A 24,368-nucleotide genomic window follows, 5' to 3' on the forward strand; every position below is an offset into this window, starting at 1 on the left:
CCACCCGGCATAGCGTGCCTTCGTGGGACACCACCACGCAGGTGAGTCGAACCATGAGCACGTCCGATCGGCCAAGCGGAGTGAGCCAGTGAGCAGCACGTCGGCCGTCGCACCCGGCACCCGTCTCGCCGAGCGTTTCCGGCTCGAAGATCGCGTCAGCGAGTCCGACGGCGCCACCCTGTGGAAGGCCATCGACGAGATCCTCGCCCGTCCCGTCGCCGTCCACACCTTCGCGCCCGACTTCCCGCGCGTCCACGAGGTCGTCACGGCCGCCCGCGCGGCCAGCCGGCTCACCGATCCGCGGCTGACGCAGGTCTTCGACGCCGCCGAGGACGACAAGCACGCCTACGTCGTCAGCGAGTGGGTCACCGGCGAGTCGCTGACCGACCTGCTCGCCGCCGGCCCGCTGGAGCCCGAGCGCGCGGCCGGGCTGATCGCCGAGGCCGCGGAGGCGCTCGCGCACGCCCACGAGGCCCACCTCTACCACCTGTGCCTGCGCCCCGCGCACCTGGTGTGGACGACCGGCAACACGGTCAAGGTGCTCGGCGTCGCGGTCGACGCCGCCATGTGGGGCCTGACCACCGACCAGCCCGCGCTCGACGACGCCGAGGGCCTCGGCCGGCTGCTGTACGCGGGCCTGACCGGCCACTGGCCGGGCGACGAGGAAGAGGGCGGCCTGCCCGCCGCCCCCATGAACGACGGCCACTTCTGCACGCCCCGCCAGGTGACCGCGGGCGTGCCCGGCTACCTCGACACGGTCACCGTGCGGGCCTGCCTGCCCGAGTCGCGCAGGGGCCAGGGCGCGCTGTCGAGCCCGTCCGAGGTGGCCGAGGCGCTGGCCGACGTCGCCAGGCCGATGCCGATCCCGATCTCCTACCCCTCCACCCCCGCCGTCGCCTCGGCGTCCCACACCGAGGGCCTCGACATCGCCCACCGGCAGCAGTCGGCCCCGCCTCCCCTGCCGCCGGTGATGCAGCCGCGCCGGCCGTCCGGCGGGGGCGGCAGCACGCTCAACCGGGTGCTGATGACGCTCGTGGTGCTGCTCGTCATCGCCGCCGTGGGCGTGGGCGCGTGGACGGTCGGCCGCAGCCTGGGCAGCCCGACGACGTCCCAGACGGCCAGCGCCAGCCCCACCGCATCGGCCTCCGCGCCGGTGGAGACGCAGGCCGTCAAGCCGGTCAAGGCGCAGGGCTTCGACCCGCTCGGCGACGGCGACGAGAAGCCCGACCTCGCCAAGCTGGCCATCGACGGCAAGCCCAGCACGCTGTGGAAGACCGAGACCTACACCAGCGCCGACCTGGGCCGTCTCAAGGACGGCGTGGGCCTGCTGCTCGACATGGGCAAGTCCCTGCAGATCAGTGACGTGGTCGCTACGCTGTCCGACGCACCGGGCGCGACCGTCGAGCTCAAGGTGGGCGACTCCCCTGAGCTCGGGTCGCTCAAGACCGTCGCCACGAAGAAGAACGCCGCAGGTAAAACCACCCTCGCTCCGGAACAGGCGGTGACCGGCCAGTACGTTTTGATCTGGTTTACGCGCGTTCCGACAGATGCGGGCACTTTTCATGGCACCATCTATGAGGTAGTGGTGCACTCTCCCGGATCGGCATAATCAGGAAACTCTCTTGTGAACTCCCCACCCGAGACACCCTCAGCAGCGGAGCGGCCGGCGGTCACAGACGCCGAGCTGCTGACCGCACATATCAACGGGGATCCACACGCCTTCAGCGAAATCGTCAAGAGACACCGCGACCGCATGTGGGCGGTCGCCCTGCGTACGCTCGGTGACCCCGACGAGGCCGCCGACGCCGTGCAGGACGCCTTCGTCTCCGCCTACCGCAAGGCGGCCACGTTTCGCGGCGAAGCGGCCGTCACCACCTGGCTGCACCGCATCGTGGTCAACGCCTGCCTTGACAGGATGCGCCGTAAATCCGTCCGGCCCGTCGCCGACGACGAGCTGATCGAGGCCGCGGAGCGCGAGACTCCGCTGCCCGACCAGACCGTCGAGCGCGAGGTGTCGATGGAGGTTTCGGCCGCGCTGAAGATGCTGCCCGCCGACCAGCGGGCCGCGCTCGTGCTGGTGGACATGATGGGCTACTCAGTCGAAGACGCAGCTCAGGTGCTGCAAGTGCCGAGTGGCACGGTGAAGAGCCGGTGCGCCCGAGGGCGCGCGAAACTTGCCCCAATTCTTTCGCATCTGCGGAACCGAACCGACCTGAATCGCGTCTCATCCGCGAAGGGAGCAGAACTTCGTGACGGGTGATACGCACTACGATCTGGAAATCCTCGCCGAGTTGGCCGAGGGTCTCCTGGACGCCGACACGGCACGCCGGGTCCGCGAGCATCTCGCGGTCTGCGACCCCTGTGGGGAGCTACTGGCCGACCTGGCGGCGGTTCGCGAGGTGCTGGCCGCGACGCCCACACCGGCCATGCCGATGGGTGTCGCACTGCGCATCGACAAGGCGCTGGCCGCCGAGGCCGAGCTCAGGCGTGGCGGGGGTGTCGGCCTCGCGGAACCACCGGACTGGGATGAGCTCATGCGGGACGCCCCGTGGGAGCGGCCGGCGGAGGTCCCCGAGCCCGTGCGGCTCCATCGGGACGTGCCTGCTCGGGTCCCGGAGCCGACGCGTCCGTCCGGGGACTCGCCTGCCGAGGTCCCCGAGCCGGCTTCGACCGGACCGGCCGGCGTGCCTGAGCCGGTGCGGCTCGGCGTGGTCTCCGACGACGGCACGGTCGTCCCGGCGAAGAGCCGGTCGATCAGGCGGCGCCGGTGGGCGATGCCCGCGGTCGCGGCCGCCGCCGCGGCGGCCGTCGTGGCCGGGTCCGCGGTGGCCGGCACGGCCCTGCTGGCCAGTGGCGGTGAGTCGCCGGCGCCTCCGGTGGCGCTGCCGGTTCCTTCGACCTCCTCGGCCGCCCCGCAGCCCCAGCAAAGCTCGATGCGGGCGACCCCGTCGAAGCCGCCGCGGGGCTACGCCCTGACCAACAGCGACCACAACTACAGCGACCCCGAGCTGCGCAGGCCGCTCGAGCTGTTCCTGGCGCCCGCTCCGATACTGCACGGCGACTCCAACGACGCCGACAAGGTCGCCAAGTGCGTCAGCGCGGTCTCCAACCGCTCCAAGCTCGACGTGTTCGCGGTGGACCAGGGCCAGTACAACGGCCAGGAGGCGCTGCTGGTCGCGAGCTGGAAGCAGCAGTCGACCAAGAGGATCCGCATCGACGTCGTCGATCCGTTCAACTGCAAGAACCTGCGCAAGCCCGCCCTGGGCCGCTGGTAGACCACCGGCCCCCGGCCAGGTCCGCCGGCTGCGAAGCCCGACGTCAGAGCCCGCTTCTCGCGGGCTCTTTCGTTTGTCCCGGCGTTGTGGGGTAGGGCGGGAATCACTGCGGCCTAGGATCTGTTGTCGCCGGTGGCATCGACAGACGAGGAAGGCGTGGGAGCGTTGAGCGACGTTCGTAACGTGATCATCATTGGTTCCGGCCCTGCCGGTTACACGGCGGCCGTCTACTCCGCTCGTGCCGAGCTCAAGCCGCTCGTCTTCGAGGGCTCCGTCACCGCGGGTGGCGCGCTGATGAACACCACCGACGTGGAGAACTTCCCGGGGTTCCCCGACGGCATCATGGGTCCCGACCTGATGGACAACCTGCGCAAGCAGGCCGAGCGATTCGGTGCCGAGCTGGTCGCCGACGACGTGGTGGAGGTCGACCTGCAGGCCGACCCCAAGGTGGTCAAGACCCACACCGAGACCTACTACGCCAAGTCGGTCATCCTGGCCATGGGCTCCGGCTACCGCGAGCTCGGCCTGGAGAACGAGAAGCGGCTCTCCGGCCGCGGCGTGTCCTGGTGTGCCACCTGTGACGGGTTCTTCTTCCGCAACAAGGACATCGTGGTCGTCGGCGGCGGCGACACCGCGATGGAGGAGGCCACGTTCCTGACCAGGTTCGGGCGCATGGTGACCGTCGTGCACCGCCGCGACACGCTGCGGGCCAGCAAGATCATGCAGGATCGTGCGTTCGCCAACGACAAGATCCGCTTCGTCTGGGACTCCGAGGTCGTCGACGTGCTCGGCGAGTCCAGGGTCGAGGCGGTCAAGCTGCGCAACGTCAAGACCGGCGAGGAGTGCGAGCTCGCCACCGACGCGCTGTTCCTCGCCATCGGCCACGACCCGCGCACCGATCTGGTCAAGGGCCAGATCGACCTCGACGAGAACGGCTACATCAAGGTGGCGTCCCCCTCCACCGCGACCAACATCGAGGGCGTGTTCGCCGCCGGCGACGTCGTCGACCACACCTACCGCCAGGCCATCACCGCGGCCGGCACCGGCTGCGCCGCCTCGCTCGACTCCGAGCGCTGGCTGGCCAACAACGAGAAGTAAGGAGCGCACCGTGAAGGCTGTCACCGACGCCAATTTCGAGTCCGAGGTCCTCAAGAGCGACAAGCCCGTCCTGGTCGACTTCTGGGCCGAGTGGTGCGGCCCGTGCCGTCAGGTCGCGCCCATCCTCGAGGAGATCGCCAAGGAGCACGGCGACAAGCTGGAGATCGTCAAGCTCGACATCGACGCCAACCCCGAGGTTCCGCGCCAGTTCGGTGTACTCCAGATCCCGACCCTGAACGTCTATAAGAACGGCGAGGTCGTGAAGCAGATTATCGGCGCCAAGCCGAAGGCCATGCTGCTGCGCGAGCTCGAGGGCATCATCTAGCTCGTCTTCCGGCGGATGGGTTGCCCGCTCGGGGGACGCGCTGCGCCCTGCGAAAGCCCCTCGTGGTTCGGTCCGCGAGGGGCTTTCCACTTGCTGGTGTACGGTGCGAGGGGCTGTGGCGCCTGTGAAGTGGTCAGACGGGGCTGTGAAGCCGTCAGACGGGACGCAGGGCGCGTTCCGGACTCATGGAGCCCAGGAGGCGTTCGAGAGCCACCTCGACGTCCTCACGCCACGAGACGGCGGTCTTGAGCTCCAGCCGCAGTCGCGGAAAACGCAAATGCGGACGCACAGTCTTAAACCCCACAGAAAGCAAGTATTCCGCTGGAACTACGCAACTTGGTTCTTCCCACTTCAAGTCCCCGAAAGCTTCAATGGCTTTCACCCCGCGCCGCGTCAGGTCTTTGGCGACGCCCTGAATCAGCATGCGCCCGAGCCCGCCACCCGAGAACTCCGGGATGATGTGGGCCGTCATCAGCAACACCGCGTCGGCGCTGACCGGCGAGGTGGGAAAGGCCACCGAGCGCGGGCTGTAGAGGGGCGGGCTGTAGAGCACGAACCCGGCAGGCACCCCGTCGACGTACACGATCTTGCCGCAGCTGCCCCACTCCAGCAGCGTGCCCGACAGCCACGCCTCCTTCTCAAGACCGGGGTCGCCCGAGTCGAGCGCCCGCTCCCCGTTGACGGGATCCAGCTCCCAGAACACGCACCGCCGGCAGCGGCGCGGCAGATCTTCAAGATTGTCCAGGGTTATGTTGACCAGCCGGCGCGACAACTACCGCCCCTATCGTTGACCCGGAAAAGCGCGCGAAAACCGCGTCCACAGGTGGCATCGTAGCCCAGTACAGATGTCGTCAGCGGACACCACGACGGTCCAGCCCGGCCACGGGCGACATGTCCGTCTAGCGTAATCTGGTATTTCAGTCCGATATATACACCTAGGAGGTGGGCCGTGACAGAAGAGCTGGATCACGGTCAGACACCCGCGACCCAAGGGTCGCGCATCGACGCCTACGTCGATCGGTACGCCGCGCGAGCTACCGGGATGGTCGCCTCCGAGATCCGAGCTCTCTTCGCCGTCGCGTCGAGGCCCGAGGTGGTCTCGCTCGCCGGCGGCATGCCGTACGTCACGGCCCTTCCCCTCGACATGGTCGGCGAGCTCGTCTCCGACCTCGTCACGCGGCGCGGCCCCGTCGCGCTGCAATACGGCTCCGGCCAGGGTGACCCGCACCTGCGTGAGCAGATCTGCGAGGTCATGAAGCTGGAGGGGATCAACGCCGGGGCGAACGACGTCGTCGTCACCGTCGGGTCGCAGCAGGCCCTCGACCTCATCACCCGGATCTTCATCGACCCGGGCGACGTGGTGCTCGCCGAGGGCCCCTCCTACGTGGGCGCCCTCGGCACGTTCGCCGCCTATCAGGCCAAGGTCGTCCACATCGCCATGGACGACCAGGGCATCGTGCCCGAGTCGCTGGCCCAGACGATCTACGCCCTCGAGACCGCGGGCGCGCCCGTCAAGTTCCTCTACACGATCCCGACCTTCCAGAACCCAGCGGGCGTCACGCTCAACATCGCCCGCCGCCAGCAGGTGCTCGACATCTGCCAGCGGGCCGGGATCCTGGTCATCGAGGACAACCCGTACGGACTGCTCGGCTTCGACGGCGAGCCGCTGCGCGCGCTGCGCGCCGACAACCCCGACGGCGTCGTCTACCTCGGCTCGTTCTCCAAGACGCTGGCCCCCGGCTTCCGCGTCGGCTGGGCGCTCGCGCCCCACGCCATCCGCGACAAGCTCGTGCTCGCCATGGAGTCGGCCGTGCTGTCCCACTCCTCGTTCACGCAGCTCGCCGTCGGCCAATACCTGGCCACGCAGCCGTGGCACGAGCAGATCAAATCCTTCCGCGAGCTCTACCGCGAGCGCCGCGACGCGATGCTCGACGCGCTCGAATCGCTGATGCCGCCCGAGGTGACGTGGACCCGTCCCGGAGGCGGCTTCTTCGTGTGGGCCACCCTGCCCGAAGGGCTCGACTCCAAGGCGATCCTGCCGCGGGCCGTGGCCGAGCGGGTCGCGTTCGTGCCCGGCACCGGGTTCTTCTCCGACGGCAGCGGGGCCCGCCACATGCGGCTGTCCTTCTGCTTCCCCGAACCCGACCGCATCCGCGAGGGCGTACGCAGGCTCGCCGGGGTGATCGAGCAGGAGATGCAGCTGCGCGACACGTTCGGCACCGGGTCCACGCGCGAGCACCAGGGCGTGGACACGCCAGGGCCCGACCTGGCCTAGCCGGGCCATATTCGCCGGAACGGGAGGGCGCGCCGCGCGCCCTCCCGTTCTCCTTTTCCCCAAGGAATCCGGCTGAGATGGGATGGGATCGCCGCACATAGCACCTCACGTACACCCCCCATCCCCAGCGCCGGTACGGTTGGACAGCGTGTCGTCAGCGGAGGAGTTGTGATGAGCGATCTGGGCCACGTGCTCGTGCTGGCCGGAGGTCTCTCCTACGAGCGAGAGGTGTCTCTGCGCTCAGGTCGCCGAGTCAGCGAGGTGCTGCGGGCCACGGGCATCGACGTCGAGGCGCGCGACACCGACGCCTCTCTCGTCCCCTCGATCCTGGCCGACCCGCCCGACGCGGTGTTCGTCACGCTCCACGGCGGTGCGGGCGAGGACGGCGCCATCCGTTCCGTGCTTGAGCTGCTCGACGTCCCCTACGTCGGCGCCGACCCCGACGCGTGCCGGGTCGCCTTCGACAAGCCGACCGCCAAGGCCGTCGTACGCTCCGTCGGCCTCCACACCCCCGAGTCCGTCACCCTGCCGAAGGAGACCTTCCACGACCTCGGCGCGACCGTGGTGCTCGGGCGCATCGTCGAGCGGCTCGGGCTGCCGCTGTTCGTCAAGCCCGCGCGCGGCGGCTCCGCGCTCGGCGCCTCCTTCGTCCGTACGGCCGAGGAGCTGCCCGCCGCCATGGTCGGCTGTTTCGCGTACGGCGACACGGCACTCATCGAGCGGTACGTCGAGGGCGTCGAAGTGGCGGTCTCCGTCGTCGACCTCGGCAACGGCCCGGTCGCGCTGCCGGCCGTGGAGATCGTGCCCGACGAAGGGGTCTACGACTACGCCGCCCGCTACACCGCCGGCCACACCGAGTTCTTCGCCCCCGCCCGCCTGTCCGCCGCGGCCGCCGCGGCGTGCGCCGAGACCGCCGTGATGGCGCACACGGCGCTGGGGCTGCGGGACGTCTCGCGTACGGACCTGATCGTGGACGCCGCCGGCGTGCCCCACTTCCTTGAGGTGAACGTGGCGCCGGGGATGACGGAGACGTCCCTGCTGCCGATGGCGGCGGAGGCGGCCGGGCAGGACCTGGGCGAGCTCTGCCGCGCGCTGCTCCAAAAGGCCGCCGCCCGCGCCGCCCACTGAAGGGGCACTCGTACGGGGGCGCCTGCGTAGGGGACTTGCGTAAGGGGCGCTTCGCGCGAGTTTGGCGCAGTGGGCGTACGGGCGCTTCGGGCAGGGTTGGCGCAGTGGGCGTAGGGCGCGCTTCGCGCGGGGTGGCCGCAGTGGGCGGCTAGGAGGGCTTCGCGCGAGGTTGGCACCAACCCGCCCCAGTGAGCCTAAGTAGCCTTACGGTGTGCTGTTCGATTCCACTTACCCCAAGAGCTTCGCCAGCGACAACCACGCAGGCGTGCACCCGACCATCCTCGCTGCCATGACCGCCGCGAACCACGGGGACGCCCCCGCCTACGGCGACGACACCTGGACGGCCACCTTCGAGGACAAGATCAGGGAGGTCTTCGGCCCGACCGCCCAAGGCTTCCCCGTCCTCAACGGAGCCGGCGCCAACATGGTCGGCCTCGCCCCCATGCTCGGCCGCTACGACGGCATCGTCTGCGCCGAGACCGCTCACATCGCCACGCACGAGACGGGTGCCACGGAACGCCTGCTCGGGGTGAAGCTCCTGGCTGTCCCCACGGAAGACGGCAAACTCCGCCCCGCGGACATCAAGTCCCGCCTCGACGTCCTGGGCCTCCATCACGAACCCCAGCCCACGGTCGTCTCGATCTCCCAGGTAACGGAACTCGGCACCTGCTACTCCCCCGAGGAAATCGCCGCCCTCGCAGAGACAGCCCACGAGTCAGGCTTGAAGCTCCACGTCGACGGCGCCCGCCTCGCGAACGCCGCCGCGTACCTGGGCTGCGACCTGAGGTCGATCACCACCGACGCAGGCGTGGACATCTTCAGCTTCGGCGGCACCAAGAACGGCGCCCTAGCCGCAGAGGCCGTAGTGGTCCTGGACCCATCTCTGGCGACCGCGATCCCCTTCCTCCGCCGCCAGTCCCTCCAGCTGGCTTCGAAGATGCGCTTCATCTCAACCCAGCTGACGGCCCTCCTGACGGACGACCTTTGGCGCGAGAACGCCACCCACGCCAACCACATGGCCACCCGCCTGGCGGACGGCTTGAAAGACATCCCAGGCGTATCCCTGGCCTACCCCGTACAAAGCAATGCCGTCTTCGCCACCCTCCCCCATGAGGTCGCGAAGTCCCTCCTGCAGCGCTACCTCTTCCACTTCTGGGACGAGCCCGCGGGCACCGTCCGCTGGATGACCGCCTTCGACACAACGGAGGACCACGTGGACGACTTCTTGGACTCCCTCCGCAAAGCCTCCACAAGCTGACCAAGGGACCGCCGGTTCCACGTGAAACCAACCCCACAGCGGCAGCTCCCCACTCTCCACCAAACCCAACTCTCGAACTCCCACCGCCACGAGGACAAGAGTCGCAACCACGAAACCACAGACCCACCCACGCCTGAGACCGGCTACGCCCCACCAACGGCACCCGCATGAGACGAACAACCCGCCGCCTCCCGCCGCCTTGTTTCACGTGAAACAAGGCGGCGCCCGGCAGACACCCGTCCTCCGACGTCCGAAAATCGCCGAAAACCGAGCTCTCCCCCTCGCCCCACGCACCCGCCACCACAGCGCGTCCTAGGCCCAGCTCCAGCCGAACCGCAACCCGACCAGGCCCAGAACCGCAACGGGCAGTGGGCAATCGGCAGCGAGTAACCGGCAGCGCGCAACAGCGTGGCGCAACAGCACGGCACGGCACAGCAACGGACACGGCACCGCACGAGCACGGGCAAAGGCAACGCACGAGGCACGGGCAACGGCTAGGGCTAGGGCTAGGGCTAGGGCTAGGGCACTAAACCACAGCAGCGTTTCACGTGAAACGCACTCGACTACACCACCGTCAAGGGACTCTCCCAAGAACCGGCTCCCCCGACCGAAAGCGCTCAGCTCAGCACCGCAGCATCAGCTTCCACGGTTCGCACGGTGCTCCTGCCCGGATCGGTGTCGGTGGCCGGACACAACTGGTCCACCACCCACCGACCAGCCGGCCCCTCTCTCCTTGCCCCTCCAACCCCATTGCCTGACCGACTCCCGCTCGCCGTCTCCCTCCTCCCCCGCTTCACCATCACCCACCTGATTGTCGCCACCTCCACACGTGCCCCGCCTCGCACCGCCACACCCCCGGTTAAGCCAAGGCACCGCTCCCCGCTCCCCGCTCCCCGCTCCCCGCTCCCCGCTCCCCGCTCCCCGCTCCCCGCTCCCCGCTCTCCGCTCTCCGCTCCCCGGCATGGTTCACCCTTCGGAGTGGTTCAACCTGTGGGATGACTTACCCCTCGGATGGCTCAGCTCGCGCTATCCTCCGCCCGCACTACTCCGCTCGGCGATGCCGTGCACCCAGGGCGCTGCCTTCCAAGAGGCCGCGCCTCAGCTGGGCTCGCCGATTCGGCCGGGACTGTCTGGCTGCACGTGCGCTGAGCGACGTGTTTCACGTGAAACACGGAGATGCCGAGTTCACCCTTCTTGGGGCTCAGAGCCCCGCCCCGGTCCCCGAGGCACCCTGAGAACAGTCGACCGGCCTGATCCCCAGAAGAGCCAGCCCCCTGATGGTCCTCAACCCCAACCGGACCGGACCAGTCTCTTGCAGGCGGTGACGACTCGGACGCCGTGCCCGTGGAAGATGCCGAGTCGGAGGCCGTAGGGGGTCGCCGTCGCCGCGCATCTCGCCCTTGCCTATGCCATCGGTTCCGATCTCGGTCCCGTCCGGGGTGCGGTGCTCGAATCTCCTCAGTGCGGCGGGCGTCTCGCTCGTGTCCTTGGACCTGGTGCCGAGCAACAGACGGGGCCTAGAGCCGGAACTTCGGGGGTCAGTCCTCGGCTTCTCGCATTGCTCGGGCTGCCTCCGGTGCCATCGTGCCGATGATGCGCTCCAGGTCGTCGATCGTGGCGAACTCCACGACGATGCGGCCCTTTCGCCGTCCCAGGTCCACCTTCACCTTGGTTTCGAAGTGGTCTGAGAGGCGGTCGGCGAGATGGGTGAGGCCGGGGGCGGTGGGCTTGACCGGCTGGCGTTCGCGGGGTGCCTTCTTGGCCGCCTTGGCGCTGCCCATGGCGACGATCTCTTCGACCGCTCGTACCGACAGCAGCTCGGCCACAATCCGCTTGGCGAGCTGGATCTGCTCCTCGGCGTTGTCGAGGCCGAGGAGCGCCCGCGCGTGTCCGGCGCTGATCGTGCCGGCGGCGACCTTCAGCTGGACGTCAGGAGGGAGATTCAGCAGACGCAGGGTGTTGGTGATGTGGGAGCGGGAGCGACCGACCTTCTGTGCCAGCTGTTCGTGCGTCGCCTGGAAGTCGTCAAGGAGTTGCTGGTACGCCGCCGCTTCTTCAAGGGCGTTCAGCTGTTCACGCTGGAGGTTCTCGATCAGCGCGTCTCGCAACAGGTCAGTGTCCTGGGTGTTGCGCACGATCGCGGGCACCGGGTCCAGGCCGACCTGCTTGCACGCCCGCCAGCGCCGCTCCCCCATGATCAGCTCATACTGGCCACCGCCGATCGAGCGCACCACGATCGGTTGCAGCAGGCCGACCTCACGGATGGACGCCGCCAGCTCCTCCAGGCGCTCCTCATCGAAGATCTCACGCGGCTGCCGGGGGTTGGGAACGATCGCCTTGAGCGCGACTTCCTTGAAGTACGCTCCGGCGATCGGCTTGGGACCCATCTCCTCCGTTGACCCGTTGGCCGGGGCCGGCGCCGCCCCCGTGCCGTCAACGATGGGACCGGTCGGGATGAGCGCCCCGAGTCCCTTGCCCAATCCCCGCCGCTGCTGGCTCACTGCGTCTCCTCATCCACCCGGTCGATTCCGGTCACTCCAGGAGAGGTTACCGTTGCGGGCCCGACCGAGTGCCCCCTCGCCACACACCGTCCGGTTGGATTTACACCGACACGGTCACAAACCTGCCCAACCCGTGACTGGACCCCAACCCACCCCCGTTTCACCCTCCCCTCATCCCCCCTCTCGGCCTGCGGGGGCATCGCCATCAAAACCCGCCTCGCCCAAGAACCCGAACGCACCGCAACAGCGTCACGGGAAACGGCTCGAAGAACGCGGTCGAAAGGCAGGAACAGCAGAAGATGAGAAGGCGGGCCGAGGGGTCAAAGGACGCGCTCAGGAGTACGCAATCCGGCACCCGGTCCCGCCACACAGTCCCGGGCACAGTCCCGGGCACACGAACACCTGGGCACACGAACACCTGGGCACACGGCCTCAAGGCACGCTCCCAGGGACACGACCCCAGAGGCGCGGTCCAGGAGAGCACCGGCCCGAGGGGCACGGTCCGAAGGCTTGGTGGCCGTCAGTGGCTAGCCAGCCCTAAGCGGGCGGGCGGGCGTCGGTGGTTAGTCAGCCGTTGGTCGCCGGGCAGCCGTTGGTGGCCGAACGACTGTTGGTGGCCGGATAGCCGTTGATGGCCGGAATGGCCGTTGGTGGTTGGCCGACCGTTGATGGCCGGAATGGCCGTTGTGGTTGGCCGACCGTTGGTGGCCGGGTGGTCGTTGGTGGTTAGGAGACTGTGGCGCGGTGGGCTATCTCGCGGGCTGCGTCCATGTACGCCATCGCGCCGCTCGACCCCGGGTCGTACGTCATCACCGACTGCCCATAGCTGGGCGCCTCCGACAGCCGCACGCTGCGCGGGATCACCGTGTTCAGCACCGTCTCGCCGAAGTGCGCACGCACCTCCTCGGCCACCTGGGACGCGAGGCGGGTGCGGCCGTCATACATGGTGAGCACGATCGTCGAGAGTCGCAGTGTCGGGTTCAGGTGGGCCTTGATCAGGTCGACGTTGCGCAGCAGCTGCCCGAGCCCTTCCAGCGCGTAGTACTCACACTGGATCGGGATCATCACCTCGTCGGCCGCCACGAGCGCGTTGACGGTGAGCAGGCCGAGCGACGGCGGACAGTCGATCACGATGTAGTCGAAGTTCACCGCCTCGTACGCCGCCAACGCCCGCCGCAACCGCGCCTCCCTGGCTACCAGGGAGACCAGCTCGATCTCCGCACCGGCCAGATCAATGGTGGCGGGAGCGCAATAGAGGTTGGGCATGTCGGGCACCTGCTTGACGATGTCCGCCATCGGCAGGTCGTCCACGAGCACCTGGTAAACGTCAGGCACATCGCCACGATGCTCGGTCGCCAGGGCGGTGGACGCGTTGCCCTGCGGGTCGAGGTCGACCACGAGGACGCGCTGGCCGTGCATCGACAACGCGGCGGCGATGTTGACCGACGTGGTCGTCTTGCCTACGCCGCCCTTCTGGTTCGCCACGGCGATCACTCGGGTCTTGGACGGGCGCGGCCAGGTGCCGTCGCCATCGCCGGAGGTCTCGCCGGCCTGGGCGGCCGTCTGGGTTGCAGATGTTTCACGTGAAACCACTGAGCTGAGCGCCTCTCGTACCAACGGCGAATCACCGGGGTTCAGGGGGGTCTGGGTCACGATGGCCATCCTTTCAACCAGTGGTGTGCCGGTGCCGGGAGTTTGCTGTCGCGACACGCCCATTTCGGGCCAGCCAACCCCGGTTGGACTCTCGGACGCACGGCTGTCCGGCCAGCCAAGACCACTTGACGCGACTGGCACAACCGTCACCTCCTTCGTCGCCGCCTGGCTCGCTCCGGCGCGCGACCCGCTACCACCCGAACCAATGTTGCAGGCGGCTCGACCTTACCGCGCCCGACGGTGACAAGCTCGGCCGTTCGGGCCCCGCTGGCGCGCAATTGCTCCTGCGCCTCAGCCAGCTCGCCGGCCGCCCGCTCCCCCTTCATGGCGATGAGCTCGCCGCCCTCGCGCAGCAGCGGCATGGCCCATGTCAGCAGCCGGTCGAGCGGCGCCACCGCACGGGCGCTGGCCACGTCGAACTCGCGCTTGCCCGCCAGCTCCTCCGCCCGGCCGCGCAGCACCTCGACGTTGTCGAGCTTGAGCGCCTGCACGCACTCCTCAAGGAACACGGTACGGCGCAGCAACGGCTCCAGCAGCGTCACCGTGATGTCCTGCCGGACGATGGCGAGCACCAGCCCGGGCAGGCCGGCGCCGGAACCGATGTCGACCAGCCGCACGTCCGGCGGCACGGCCTCGGCCACGACAGCGCAGTTGAGCAGGTGGCGATCCCAGATCCTGGGCACCTCCCGCGGGCCCAGCAGCCCGCGGACGACACCGGGACCCGCCAGCAGGTCGGCGAACGTGTTGGCGCGATCCCAGGCCTCCCCCGCGAAGACGTCCCGCGCTATCTCCGGCGGCTCCGGAAGCTCATCGCTCACTGGTTGGTGGCCTTTCTGGGGCTCGTGGCCCGCGTGATCGGGGTGATGGTCGCCGGGCGCGATCAGGCTGCGGCGACAGGGTCCGGTCTCCACCCAAGGCTACGGGGTGAGATCACAAGGGAAGCCTAGCGGGCCTTGGTGAAGGTGGCCTGTGAGCACGCCGTCAGCGCAGCGGTGCGTGGGCAAGTAAAGCGTGACATGTCGGTATACGGGGTCGATCGATGTGAGTGGCTGGTCGCCGTGCAGGCAGTAGAGGCCGTACAGGAGGAAGGGGGTGAATGTGCACCGGCCGCCGGCCTCGCGGCAGACGGCGGGCACATGGCCGGGCGTTTTCAAGGGGCATATCGTCTCGCGGCGACCGGAGGGCCGTTCGGACGGGTTCCGTCCCGCGAGTGCACTGAAGCGGAACCACCGTTCCCGCCTGTCCAGGATGGTTCGGGCGGGCGATCGGTTGAGCAGTCCCAGGACGCCTGCTACGCGCGACACTCGATCAGCCGCTAGAAAAAGGTCCCAGCGGCCGGCCGGGTCCGACGGGTTCCGGAGCACAAAGGTCGGCCCGAAAGGACCAGCCGGAGGGCAAAGGCCGCTCCGGAAGGGCCGGCCGGATGGGTGTCGGCGGGCCGGAGAGGTCCCGCCGTCCAGGTCAGAAGAGACTGGACGGCTGGTCCGACGGCCACCGGAGTGGCCGGGGCCGCAACGGCCGGCGGCGGGCCGGAGAGGTCCCGCCGTCCAGGTCAGAAGAGACTGGACGGCCGGTTCGACGACTTCCGAAAGGGCCGGCCCGAAAGGGCCGGCCGGATGGGACGTCGGCGGGCCGGAGAGGTCCGGCCTGCCGACGGGAAGAGACCTGGACGGCCGGTCCGACATAGCCGGTACGGCCGGTGGGACGGGGACATGTCGCCCGGCCGCGAGACCTCAGGCGGGGAGGACCACCACGTAGCGGTTGGGCTCCTCGCCCTCCGACTCGCTGCGCAGCCCCGCGGCCGCCACCGCGTCGTGCACGATCTTGCGCTCGAACGGCGTCATCGGCTGCAGCGACTTCGGCTCGCCCCGGTCCTTGACCTGGTTGGCGACCTCGGTGCCGAGCTTGGTCAGCTCGGCCCGGCGCCGCTCGCGGTAGCCGGCGACGTCGAGCATCAGCCGCGAGCGCTCGCCCGTCTGCCGGTGCACGGCGAGGCGGGTCAGCTCCTGGAGCGCCTCGAGCACCTCTCCCCCGGGCCCCACCAGCTCGGTGCTCTTGAGCCCGACGACGGAGACGAGCGCGCGGTCGCCCTCGACGTCCATGTCGATGTCGCCGTCGATGTCGGCGATGTCGAGAAGGCCCTCGACGTAGTCGGCAGCGATCTCGCCCTCCTGCTCCAGCGCAGTGAGATCAGGAGCCTTCTCCTGCTCGGCCTCGGTCATGGCCGGCCTCTCCTTCGTGTTCAAGACTTCTTGCTGCCGGTGCGCTTGCTGCGGGATTGCCTGCTCGGCTGCTGCCTGATGATCTTAGGCTCCGGAGGGGGCGGAGGGGCCTGTTCTTCCGGAGTGGTCTTGCGGAGTTTCGCGATCAGACCGGGCTTGGGCTGCACCGGGACGGGGTTGCCCTTGGCGTCGTACTCCGGCATGGGGTACCGGCTGTAGAACCAGTGCTGCTGACCGAGGGTCCACACGTTGGTGGTGACCCAGTAGAGGATCAGACCGAGCGGGAAGTTCAGGCTGAAGAAGGCGAACAGCGGCGAGATGTACATCAGGATCTTCTGCTGCTGCGCCATGGGGTTGTCCGGCATCTGGGCCATGGAGCGGGTGACGCTCTGCCGGACGGTGAGGAAGGTGGTCAGCGAGCTGACCGCGACGAAGAAGCCGATGACGATCTTCTCGCTGATGGCGGGCGCCTCGAAGAACGTCGCCGGCAGCGGCGCGCCGATGATGAGGGCCTGCTTGGCGCTGTCGACCAGCTCCTGCGTCATGCCGAACTTGGCCTCGTCGGCCGCGATCGCCCGGAGCACGGTGAACATGGAGATGAAGATGGGGAACTGCGCCACAATCGGCAGGCAGCCGCCCAGGGGGTTGGCTCCCGCCCCCTGGTAGAGCGCCATGACCTCCTGGTTCATGCGCTGCTTGTCGTTCTTGTAGCGCTTGCGGAGCTCCTGGACTTTCGGCGCCAGCTCCTGCATCTTTCGCGACGATCGCATCTGCTTGAGGAACAGCGGGAAGATCAGGATCCTCATGAAGATGGTCAGCGTGATGATGGTCAGCGCCCAGGTCAGACCGCTGTTGGGATCGAGGACCGTGCTGTACGCGGTATGGATCCAGGTGATGACTTGGGCGACGGCTGTATACAGCCAATTGAGCCAGGACAGCTCCACCGAGCTATCTCCCTTGCGTTTCGTGGGACGGGACCGGGCGTGGGGGCACCGGGTCTATACCTCCGGGATGAAATGGATGGCACCGCCCGATGCGCCGGACAGTCAGCCATATGCCGCGCAGTGCTCCATGTACGGCAATCGCTTCGAGCCCGTATGCGCTGCACGAGGGGTAGAAACGGCAGCGTGGACCGAGCAGCGGGCTGATGAACGCCCGATAGAACCGGATGGGGAGGATCAGCGCCCGAGCAGCGAGGCTCGGCGCCGCCACTCCTTGCGGTTGCTCCGTCATTTCCGTCCACCCGTCGAGGACTCGCGCCGCCTGAGACAACGTTCCAGCGCGAGGTCGAGTTCGGCGGCCAGTTGCTCGAATCGCGCGGACGCGGCCGGTGGATTGGCGCGTACCACAAGCAGGCTACCTCGCGGCAGCCGGTGGAGTCGGTCCCGCATCAGGTGTCGGAGCCGTCGTTTGACCTTGTTCCGGGTCACCGCGCCACCGACGGCCTTACTCACCACGAAACCCACCAGGGGTGGCTTTTCCCCAGAAGTGGTGAAATGCACCACCAGAGTAGGGCGACCGGCGCGCTTTCCGCGCCTGACCGCCGCCTCGAACTCCTCCCCGCGTCGCATGCGGGATTGACGGGACAGCACCGTATACGTCTAACGCCCGCCGGCGTGATCCGCCGGCGGGCTGTCATCGCGCGGGACGGTCAGGCCGACAGCTTCTCGCGGCCCTTGCGGCGGCGAGCGGCGAGGATGGCGCGACCGGCCCGGGTGCGCATCCGCAGCCGGAAGCCGTGGGTCTTCGCGCGGCGACGGTTGTTCGGCTGGAAAGTACGCTTGCTCACGGGTGGGCTCCAGGCTTGATGGTGCGCCGCAGGGGCGCCTAACACACATGGATGGCCTGCCAAGGAAGCGAGGGCACGCGAAATAGCCGTCGCGTGACAAGCCGACCGTCGTACGTTACGGGGCAACGCACCCACAGGTCAAACCGGACGCGTTATCCACTGATCCACAGGCCACTTTTCCACACCGGCCCCACGTCCACAGTATGTGCACTCAGGTGCCACTAGGCTGTGGACAACGTCTTGAACACAGCTGTGCACAAAGCTACTGTCAGCCCTTCCGGGCCGCTCAAGCCCTGTGGATAGCCTGTGGATCTCCTGTGGAGGGCGTAAGCGTAACGCCCGCAGCCGCGTGTGGACGAAGGGGTCACCGATCATCGCGAGCGGCCGCGGCATGTGGATATCCGATCGCGGGGGGCCGCGAATGAGAGGAGGGGGAACCGCATCGTGAACGGTGTCGACCTCGGCACGGTATGGGCGAGGGCCTTGGGCAACTTCCTCAACGAGAACGTGCCCATCCAGCAGCGTACGTGGCTGTCCATGGTGCGCCCGATCGCGCTGGCCAACGACACGATCGTGCTCGGCGTCCCCAACGACTTCCTCAAGGACCTCATCGAGGGCAAGCTGCGCCCGCTGGTGGCCCACGCGCTGTCGCAGGAGCTCGGCAGGACCATGCGGCTGGCCGTGATGATCGACACCACGGCGCCGGAACAGCCCTCTGGCGACGCTCATCAACAGCCTGTGACTCACAGTTATCCCCAGGGTGTGGAGAGTCAGCTGCGTTATGCACAACCTGCGCAGCCGCAGCACAACCAGCCTTCCGAGCCTCCGCAGTTCTATTCTCCACAGCCCGAGCAGCAGCAGATATCCACCGACTATCCACAGCAGGGCTTCGATTTCGAACAGGCGCCGTCGTACACACCGCCTGTGGAGAAGTCGCCGGAGCCGGCCCAGAATCGGTGGGAGGCGAAGAGCAGCAAACCCAGCGAACCGGCCAGGCTCAATCAGAAGTACACATTCGAGACATTCGTCATCGGCGCCAGCAACCGTTTCGCCCACGCCGCTGCCGTGGCGGTCGCCGAGTCTCCCGCGAAGGCGTACAACCCGCTGTTCATCTATGGGGATTCCGGGCTGGGCAAGACGCACCTGCTGCACGCGATCGGCCATTACGCCCAGAGCCTGTACGACGGCGCCCGCGTCAGATACGTGAGCTCCGAGGAGTTCACCAACGACTTCATCAACAGCATCCGCGACCACAAGGCCGACGGGTTCCGCGGCCGCTACCGCGCGATCGACATCCTGCTCGTGGACGACATCCAGTTCCTGGAGGGCAAGGAACAGACGCAGGAGGAGTTCTTCCACACCTTCAACACCCTGCACAACGCCAACAAGCAGATCGTCATCTCCAGCGACCGGGCGCCCAAGCAGCTCATCACGCTGGAGGACCGGCTGCGCAACCGGTTCGAGTGGGGCCTGATCACCGACGTCCAGCCGCCCGAGCTGGAGACGCGCATCGCCATCCTCAGGAAGAAGGCCATCCAGGAGGGCCTGGCCGCGCCGCCCGAGGTGCTCGAGTACATCGCCAGCCGCATCTCCACCAACATCCGTGAGCTGGAGGGCGCGCTGATCAGGGTCACCGCGTTCGCCAGCCTCAACCGGCAGGGTGTGGACCTGCAGCTGGCCGAGGTGGTGCTGAAGGACCTCATCACCTCGGAGTCCGACACCGAGATCACGATCGCGGCGATCATGAACCAGACCGCCCAGTACTTCGGCATCAGCATCGACGACCTGTGCGGCACGTCGCGCAGCCGCGCGCTCGTCAACGCCCGGCAGATCGCCATGTACCTCGCCCGCGAGCTGACCGAGCTGTCGCTGCCGAAGATCGGCCAGCAGTTCGGCGGCCGGGACCACACGACCGTGATGCACGCCGAGCGCAAGATCCGGTCGCTGATCGCCGAGCGCAGGTCGATGTACAACCAGGTCAACGAGCTGACAATGCGGATCAAGCAGACACAGCGCGGATCGTGAAGTCGTACACAGCCTGTGGAAAACACTGTGGACCAGCGGAAACGCAAAATCGGGGCGGTCGTTCGCCCCACAATGCTGGGAAAAATCCGTCCACAACGGCTGGGGACAGTGCTGGGGACATCCTGGGGAGAACTTGGGGACTACCAGTGGACAACGTGTGGACAGACTGTGAACAGTCGATCTGGGGCTCCAGAAGGGCCCCTTTTACCCCGTGGATAACCTGTGGAAACCTCGTGGATAACCCCCGATCTTCCGTGGATGACGGGACCATGATCTGGGGACGGCCTGTGGGCGAAGTTTCGTCATCCCCAGGCGCGCGAGTTCTCCCCAGGCGTCACCCACACCCTCGGTGGATAAAAACAAGGGCGCTGACCAGCAAGGACGCCGGTTGTCCCCAGTTTCCACAGCCCCTAGTGTGATGACCTCTTCTCTCTCTAACTAGAAACTCAAAGACCCATAGAGGGGTTCTCCCGGAGCGCGAGGCCGGGAGGGTGGATCCTTGAGATCCTTGAATCAACGACGAACCCAGGAGGCTGATCACCGTGATGTTCCGAATCGAGCGAGACGTCCTCGCTGAGGCGGTGGCATGGACGGCGCGCAGTCTCCCGGCGCGCCCGTCGGTGCCCGTTCTCGCCGGCATGCGCCTGGAGGTCACGGAGGAACAGCGGCTCAAGCTGTCCGGCTTCGACTACGAGGTCTCGGCGGAGGTCACGCTCGAACTGCACACCGGCGAGCCGGGCGTCGTCCTCGTCTCGGGCAAGCTGCTCGCGGAGATCACCCGCGCGCTTCCCGCACAGCCTGTGGACTTCGTGGTGGACGGCGCCAAGGCCGTCGTCACGTGCGGCAGCGCCCGCTTCACCCTGCTGACCATGCCTGTGGAGGACTACCCGTCGCTCCCCGCCATGCCGCCGGCCGCCGGTCGGGTGGGCAGCGACGTGTTCGCCTCGGCCGTCGGCCAGGTCGCCGTCGCCGCAGGCCGCGACGACACGCTGCCGATGCTCACGGGCGTGCGCATGGAGATCGAGGGCGACACGGTGACCCTCGCCGCGACCGACCGCTACCGCCTCGCCGTACGCGAGCTGAAGTGGCAGCCTGGCCAGCCCGACTTCTCGGCGATCGCGATGATCCCCGGCAAGACGCTGGCCGACACCGCCAAGGCGCTCGGCGCTACCGGGGCCGAGGTGGAGATCGCGCTCAGCTCCGCCGGGGGCACGGGCGAGGGCATGATCGGGTTCTCCAGCGCCGGCCGCCGTACGACGACGCGCCTGCTCGACCCCGAGTTCCCCAAGTACCGCTCGCTGCTGCCGACCGAGTTCTCGGCCCGCGCGGACTTGTCCACAGGCCCGTTCGTCGAGGCGGTCAAGCGCGTGGCCCTGGTCGCCGAGCGCAACACGCCGGTGCGGCTGGCGTTCAAGAGCGGCGAGGTCGTGCTGGAGGCGGGCAGCGGCGACGAGGCGCAGGCCGTCGAGGCGCTGCCGGTCGAGTACGAGGGCGAGGAGATGAACATCGCCTTCAACCACCAGTTCCTGCTGGAGGGCCTGGGCGCCATCGACTCCGACGTGGCGCGGCTGCAGATGACCACGTCCACGAAGCCCGCTATCCTCACCGGTGGCAAGCCTGTGGAGGACGGCGCCGTCACGGACTACCGTTACTTGATCATGCCTATCCGGCTGTCAGGCTGAATCGGCCGTCAGGGATGATGGAAGCCTGACAAGGGGGTAGACAACATGCAGATCGGCATGGTCGGACTGGGCAAGATGGGCGGCAACATGGCCGAGCGGCTGCGCCGCGGCGGTCATGACGTGATCGGCTACGACCGCGACCCGGCGATCAGCGACGTGGCCAGCCTCAAGGAGCTGGTCGAGCGCCTGGAGGCGCCGCGTGCCGTGTGGGTCATGGTGCCCGCGGGCAAGCCCACCCAGACCACCGTCGACGACCTCGGTGAGCTGCTCGACGTGGGTGACATCGTCGTCGACGGCGGCAACAGCCACTACGTCGACGACCAGAAGCACGCGCGCGAGCTGTCGGCCAAGGGCATCGGCTTCGTCGACTGCGGCGTCAGCGGCGGCGTGTGGGGCCTGCAGAACGGCTACGCGCTGATGTGCGGCGGCGACAAGGCCCACGTCGACCGGCTCATGCCGATCTTCGAAGCGCTCAAGCCCGAGGGCGAGGACGGCTTCGTGCACGCCGGCGACGTCGGCGCGGGCCACTTCGCGAAGATGGTCCACAACGGCATCGAATACGGCATGATGCAGGCCTTCGCGGAGGGCTGGGAGCTGCTGGAAGCCTCCGACGTCGTCAAGGACGTCAAGGGCTCCTTCGCCAGCTGGCGCACCGGCACGGTGATCCGCTCCTGGCTGCTCGACCTGCTGGTACGCGCGCTCGACGACGACGAGCACCTCGAGCAGCTGCGCGGTTATGCACAGGACTCCGGCGAGGGCCGGTGGACGGTGCAGGCCGCCGTCGACCACGCCGTCCCGATGCCGGTCATCACCGCCGCGCTCTACGCCAGGTTCGCCTCCCGCCAGGACGACTCGCCCGCGATGAAGGTCGTGGCGGCGCTGCGCAACCAGTTCGGCGGCCACGCGATCACCTCGGCCGAGGGCAGCACCGGCAAGGGGGCCGACTCCCCCGGCGCCGACGTCACGCCGCCGCGCGAGAGCGATCGCTAACGGTTTTCCACAGGCTGCATGCCGGTGACCCCGGTGGCCGGCGAGGCGCACTAACCTTCGTGGGGTGCATGTCGCCCACCTCTCGCTGACCGACTTCCGGTCCTACTCGTCCGTGGAGCTCGGCCTGGAGCCGGGCGTCACGGCGTTCGTCGGGCCCAACGGCCAAGGCAAGACCAACCTGGTCGAGGCGCTCGGCTACGTCGCGACGCACTCCAGCCACCGGGTGGCGAGCGACGCGCCGCTCGTCCGCAAGGGCGCCACGCGGGCGATCGTGCGCTGCGCGATCCAGCGTGACGACCGGCGGGCGCTGGTCGAGCTGGAGATCAACCCCGGGCGGGCCAACCGCGCGCGGCTCAACCGTTCACCCGTCTCCAGGGCCCGCGACGTCGTGGGCCTGCTGCGCACGGTGCTGTTCGCGCCTGAGGACCTCGCGCTGTCCAAGGGCGACCCGTCAGAGCGCCGCCGCTTCCTCGACGACCTGCTGGTGGCCAGGGCCCCCAGGTTCGCGGGAGTGCGCGCCGACTACGACCGGGTGCTGAAGCAGCGCGGCGCGCTGCTGCGTACCGCCGCGCAGGCCCGCAGAGGCTCCAGGAGCGCCCGGCGGCAGGACAGTGACGCCGGGTTCGCGGCGGCGGGCGCCGGCGACGTCCTGAGCACTCTGGAGGTCTGGGACGCCCATCTGGCGCGGCACGGGGCGGAGCTGTTGCGGGCGCGGCTGGAGCTGATCGAGGCGCTGCGGCCGCTGGTGGCCGGCGCGTACGCGACGCTGGCGCCGTCGAGCGCTCCCGCGACGCTCGCCTACCGCAGCACGTTGTCCACAGGTGGGGACGAAGAAGGGGCTCCCGGTGACCCGGAAGCCCCCGCTGAGCGGGGATCTTTCGATACACAGACGTTATCCACAGACTTGGGGAAAACCCTTGAGGAACGTCTGCGCGAGCGGCTATTGGAGGTCCGCCAGTCCGAGCTCGAACGCGGTGTCACGCTCGTCGGCCCCCACCGCGACGACCTGATACTCGGGCTCGGCGACCTGCCCGCGCGCGGTTACGCCAGCCACGGCGAGTCGTGGTCGTTCGCGCTGGCGCTCAGGCTCGCGGCGTACGACCTGCTGCGTGCCGACGGCGGCGACCCGGTGCTGATCCTCGACGACGTGTTCGCCGAGCTCGACAGCCAGCGCAGGCGCCGCCTGGCCGAGATCGTGGCGCCGGCCGAGCAGGTGCTCATCACCGCGGCGGTGCCGGACGACGTGCCGTCCGAGCTGTCCGGCGGCAGATACGACGTCGCAGAGGGGAGTGTCACCCGTGTCCGCTGACGAGAGCCGCGGCGAGAACGCCACGGCGAGGGGCGTGGCGATGGCCCGCGAGAAGCTCGCCCAGGCCAAGGCCGACGCGGCCAAGCGCGGCCAGCTCCCCCGGCGTGAGCCCAGGCGCAAGGCGAAGGGCCCGCGCAGGGAGGCCGGCGATCCGCAGCTTTTCGGACGCGCGATCGCCGACCTGCTCGCCGACCGCGGCTGGGAGCGCCCCGCCGCGGTCGGGGCGGTGTTCGGCCGCTGGCCCGAGATCGTGGGCCCTGACCTGGCCGCTCACACCAAGCCTGAGTCGTTCGACGACGGCGAGGTGCTCATCGTGGCCGACTCCACGGCCTGGGCGACGCAGGTGCGGCTGCTCGCGCGCACGCTCGTACGCAGGCTCAACGAGGAGCTGGGCGACGGCACGGTCACGAAGGTCAAGGTCAGAGGCCCGCAGAACGCTCCGCGTCCATCAGGTGGATTGCGGGTGACCGGAAGCAGGGGGCCGGGCGACACCTACGGCTGAGCCCGCCGTCGGGCACGCGTTCTCCCCTTCGCCGTACGTCGCCGGGAGCGGCCAGAAAGCCACAGACGCGATAGGCCCCCTTTCCGGAGGGGGGATGCTTGCCTGGGGGCAAAACGAGCTAGCGGGCATCACAGGCGCGTTCATTGCCACCATGGCCCTCCGGAAGCGGTAGAATGAAAAAGGATTCCGGACACGTCCGCTTGCGTGTCACCCCGGCAGCAAGCCGACTCCCCTGGGTGACCGCGCATCGGGGCACTCACGACGGTGACGGGCACGGCAGGGGCAGCTTCACGAGGTGATGGCCTCCCCCGCCGCGTGTCCGCGGCAGGAGGATTT

General features: G+C 68.5%; 22 protein-coding genes. 13 read left to right on the forward strand and 9 right to left on the reverse strand.

Annotation, left to right across the window (positions count from 1 at the left end; all coding sequences use genetic code 11):
* Positions 1–88: 88 nt before the first annotated feature.
* The 5 genes from ABZW11_RS16675 to trxA all read left to right on the forward strand — a co-directional run bounded on the left by ABZW11_RS16675 (position 89) and on the right by trxA (position 4,698).
* Positions 89–1,609 carry a protein kinase family protein gene (locus tag ABZW11_RS16675; RefSeq protein ID WP_355417592.1) on the forward strand — a complete coding sequence of 507 codons (1,521 nt, stop codon included), beginning with the start codon at positions 89–91 and terminating at the stop codon, positions 1,607–1,609.
* A gap of 15 nt (positions 1,610–1,624) precedes the next feature.
* Positions 1,625–2,260 carry an RNA polymerase sigma factor SigM gene (gene sigM / locus ABZW11_RS16680; RefSeq protein ID WP_355417595.1) on the forward strand — a complete coding sequence of 212 codons (636 nt, stop codon included), beginning with the start codon at positions 1,625–1,627 and terminating at the stop codon, positions 2,258–2,260.
* The gene (locus tag ABZW11_RS16685; protein WP_355417598.1) at positions 2,250–3,275 is read left to right on the forward strand and encodes a zf-HC2 domain-containing protein; all 1,026 of its coding nucleotides are present in this window, start codon (positions 2,250–2,252) and stop codon (positions 3,273–3,275) included. The genes sigM and ABZW11_RS16685 overlap by 11 nt, the downstream gene beginning before the upstream one ends.
* A gap of 165 nt (positions 3,276–3,440) precedes the next feature.
* The gene (trxB, locus tag ABZW11_RS16690) at positions 3,441–4,373 is read left to right on the forward strand and encodes a thioredoxin-disulfide reductase (RefSeq protein WP_355417601.1); all 933 of its coding nucleotides are present in this window, start codon (positions 3,441–3,443) and stop codon (positions 4,371–4,373) included.
* Between the two features lie 10 nt (positions 4,374–4,383).
* Positions 4,384–4,698: a thioredoxin gene (gene trxA, locus ABZW11_RS16695; protein WP_355417604.1), complete on the forward strand. Its 315-nt coding sequence runs from the start codon at positions 4,384–4,386 to the stop codon at positions 4,696–4,698.
* Positions 4,699–4,852: 154 nt separating this feature from the next.
* On the opposite strand, the gene ABZW11_RS16700 is transcribed toward trxA, so the two are convergent.
* A complete protein-coding gene (locus ABZW11_RS16700; protein ID WP_355417607.1) occupies positions 4,853–5,470 on the reverse strand; it encodes a GNAT family N-acetyltransferase in 618 nt (205 codons plus the stop codon).
* 270 nt (positions 5,471–5,740) lie between these two features.
* Here ABZW11_RS16700 and ABZW11_RS16705 point away from each other — a divergent pair, with 270 nt between their 5' ends.
* The 3 genes from ABZW11_RS16705 to ABZW11_RS16715 all read left to right on the forward strand — a co-directional run bounded on the left by ABZW11_RS16705 (position 5,741) and on the right by ABZW11_RS16715 (position 9,359).
* The gene (locus ABZW11_RS16705) at positions 5,741–6,973 is read left to right on the forward strand and encodes a PLP-dependent aminotransferase family protein (RefSeq protein ID WP_355417707.1); all 1,233 of its coding nucleotides are present in this window, start codon (positions 5,741–5,743) and stop codon (positions 6,971–6,973) included.
* Positions 6,974–7,144: 171 nt separating this feature from the next.
* Positions 7,145–8,101, forward strand: a complete 957-nt coding sequence (locus ABZW11_RS16710) for a D-alanine--D-alanine ligase (RefSeq protein WP_355417610.1) — start codon at positions 7,145–7,147, stop codon at positions 8,099–8,101.
* A gap of 211 nt (positions 8,102–8,312) precedes the next feature.
* Positions 8,313–9,359, forward strand: coding sequence for a low specificity L-threonine aldolase (locus ABZW11_RS16715; protein WP_355417613.1), 1,047 nt, complete (start codon positions 8,313–8,315; stop codon positions 9,357–9,359).
* Positions 9,360–10,897: 1,538 nt separating this feature from the next.
* Here the strand turns inward: ABZW11_RS16715 and ABZW11_RS16720 are convergent.
* From ABZW11_RS16720 to rpmH, 8 genes are all read right to left on the reverse strand, one after another.
* Complete coding sequence (locus tag ABZW11_RS16720) at positions 10,898–11,860, reverse strand: ParB/RepB/Spo0J family partition protein (protein ID WP_355417616.1); 963 nt, start codon at positions 11,858–11,860, stop codon at positions 10,898–10,900.
* A 726-nt stretch (positions 11,861–12,586) separates the two neighbouring features.
* A complete protein-coding gene (locus tag ABZW11_RS16725) occupies positions 12,587–13,522 on the reverse strand; it encodes a ParA family protein (protein WP_355417710.1) in 936 nt (311 codons plus the stop codon).
* Between the two features lie 137 nt (positions 13,523–13,659).
* Positions 13,660–14,331, reverse strand: a complete 672-nt coding sequence (gene rsmG, locus ABZW11_RS16730; RefSeq protein ID WP_345393151.1) for a 16S rRNA (guanine(527)-N(7))-methyltransferase RsmG — start codon at positions 14,329–14,331, stop codon at positions 13,660–13,662.
* Between the two features lie 915 nt (positions 14,332–15,246).
* Positions 15,247–15,735 (reverse strand): R3H domain-containing nucleic acid-binding protein, encoded by a 489-nt coding sequence (locus ABZW11_RS16735; protein ID WP_355417619.1) that lies wholly within the window; start codon positions 15,733–15,735, stop codon positions 15,247–15,249.
* Between the two features lie 20 nt (positions 15,736–15,755).
* On the reverse strand, positions 15,756–16,679 hold the full coding sequence (gene yidC, locus ABZW11_RS16740; protein ID WP_355417622.1) for a membrane protein insertase YidC: 924 nt from the start codon (positions 16,677–16,679) through the stop codon (positions 15,756–15,758).
* A gap of 4 nt (positions 16,680–16,683) precedes the next feature.
* The gene (yidD, locus tag ABZW11_RS16745; protein WP_355417625.1) at positions 16,684–16,968 is read right to left on the reverse strand and encodes a membrane protein insertion efficiency factor YidD; all 285 of its coding nucleotides are present in this window, start codon (positions 16,966–16,968) and stop codon (positions 16,684–16,686) included.
* Positions 16,965–17,327: a ribonuclease P protein component gene (gene rnpA, locus ABZW11_RS16750; RefSeq protein ID WP_355417628.1), complete on the reverse strand. Its 363-nt coding sequence runs from the start codon at positions 17,325–17,327 to the stop codon at positions 16,965–16,967. The genes yidD and rnpA overlap by 4 nt, the downstream gene beginning before the upstream one ends.
* A gap of 59 nt (positions 17,328–17,386) precedes the next feature.
* Positions 17,387–17,524: a 50S ribosomal protein L34 gene (gene rpmH, locus ABZW11_RS16755; RefSeq protein ID WP_043614899.1), complete on the reverse strand. Its 138-nt coding sequence runs from the start codon at positions 17,522–17,524 to the stop codon at positions 17,387–17,389.
* A 441-nt stretch (positions 17,525–17,965) separates the two neighbouring features.
* Between rpmH and dnaA the strand changes: the two genes are divergently transcribed.
* From dnaA to ABZW11_RS16780, 5 genes are all read left to right on the forward strand, one after another.
* Complete coding sequence (gene dnaA / locus ABZW11_RS16760) at positions 17,966–19,549, forward strand: chromosomal replication initiator protein DnaA (protein ID WP_355417713.1); 1,584 nt, start codon at positions 17,966–17,968, stop codon at positions 19,547–19,549.
* 542 nt (positions 19,550–20,091) lie between these two features.
* Positions 20,092–21,231, forward strand: a complete 1,140-nt coding sequence (dnaN, locus tag ABZW11_RS16765; protein WP_355417631.1) for a DNA polymerase III subunit beta — start codon at positions 20,092–20,094, stop codon at positions 21,229–21,231.
* A 45-nt stretch (positions 21,232–21,276) separates the two neighbouring features.
* Complete coding sequence (gnd, locus tag ABZW11_RS16770; RefSeq protein ID WP_355417634.1) at positions 21,277–22,221, forward strand: phosphogluconate dehydrogenase (NAD(+)-dependent, decarboxylating); 945 nt, start codon at positions 21,277–21,279, stop codon at positions 22,219–22,221.
* Between the two features lie 64 nt (positions 22,222–22,285).
* The gene (recF, locus tag ABZW11_RS16775; protein WP_355417637.1) at positions 22,286–23,530 is read left to right on the forward strand and encodes a DNA replication/repair protein RecF; all 1,245 of its coding nucleotides are present in this window, start codon (positions 22,286–22,288) and stop codon (positions 23,528–23,530) included.
* Positions 23,520–24,032 carry a DciA family protein gene (locus ABZW11_RS16780; RefSeq protein WP_355417640.1) on the forward strand — a complete coding sequence of 171 codons (513 nt, stop codon included), beginning with the start codon at positions 23,520–23,522 and terminating at the stop codon, positions 24,030–24,032. Before recF ends, ABZW11_RS16780 begins: the two co-directional genes overlap by 11 nt.
* Positions 24,033–24,368 lie beyond the last annotated feature (336 nt).

The organism is Nonomuraea sp. NPDC004580, assembly GCF_040609855.1.
GTDB classification, from domain to species: domain Bacteria; phylum Actinomycetota; class Actinomycetes; order Streptosporangiales; family Streptosporangiaceae; genus Nonomuraea; species Nonomuraea salmonea.

Excerpts from the sequence above, each read along its gene's own strand:
- ABZW11_RS16705 (WP_355417707.1), top strand. The coding sequence starts at position 5,741 with ATGGTCGCCTCCGAGATCCGAGCTCTCTTCGCCGTCGCGTCGAGGCCC.
- ABZW11_RS16710 (WP_355417610.1), top strand. The coding sequence starts at position 7,145 with ATGAGCGATCTGGGCCACGTGCTCGTGCTGGCCGGAGGTCTCTCCTAC.
- ABZW11_RS16725 (WP_355417710.1), bottom strand. The coding sequence starts at position 13,522 with ATGGCCATCGTGACCCAGACCCCCCTGAACCCCGGTGATTCGCCGTTG.
- ABZW11_RS16735 (WP_355417619.1), bottom strand. The coding sequence starts at position 15,735 with ATGACCGAGGCCGAGCAGGAGAAGGCTCCTGATCTCACTGCGCTGGAG.
- yidD (WP_355417625.1), bottom strand. The coding sequence starts at position 16,968 with ATGACGGAGCAACCGCAAGGAGTGGCGGCGCCGAGCCTCGCTGCTCGG.
- gnd (WP_355417634.1), top strand. The coding sequence starts at position 21,277 with ATGCAGATCGGCATGGTCGGACTGGGCAAGATGGGCGGCAACATGGCC.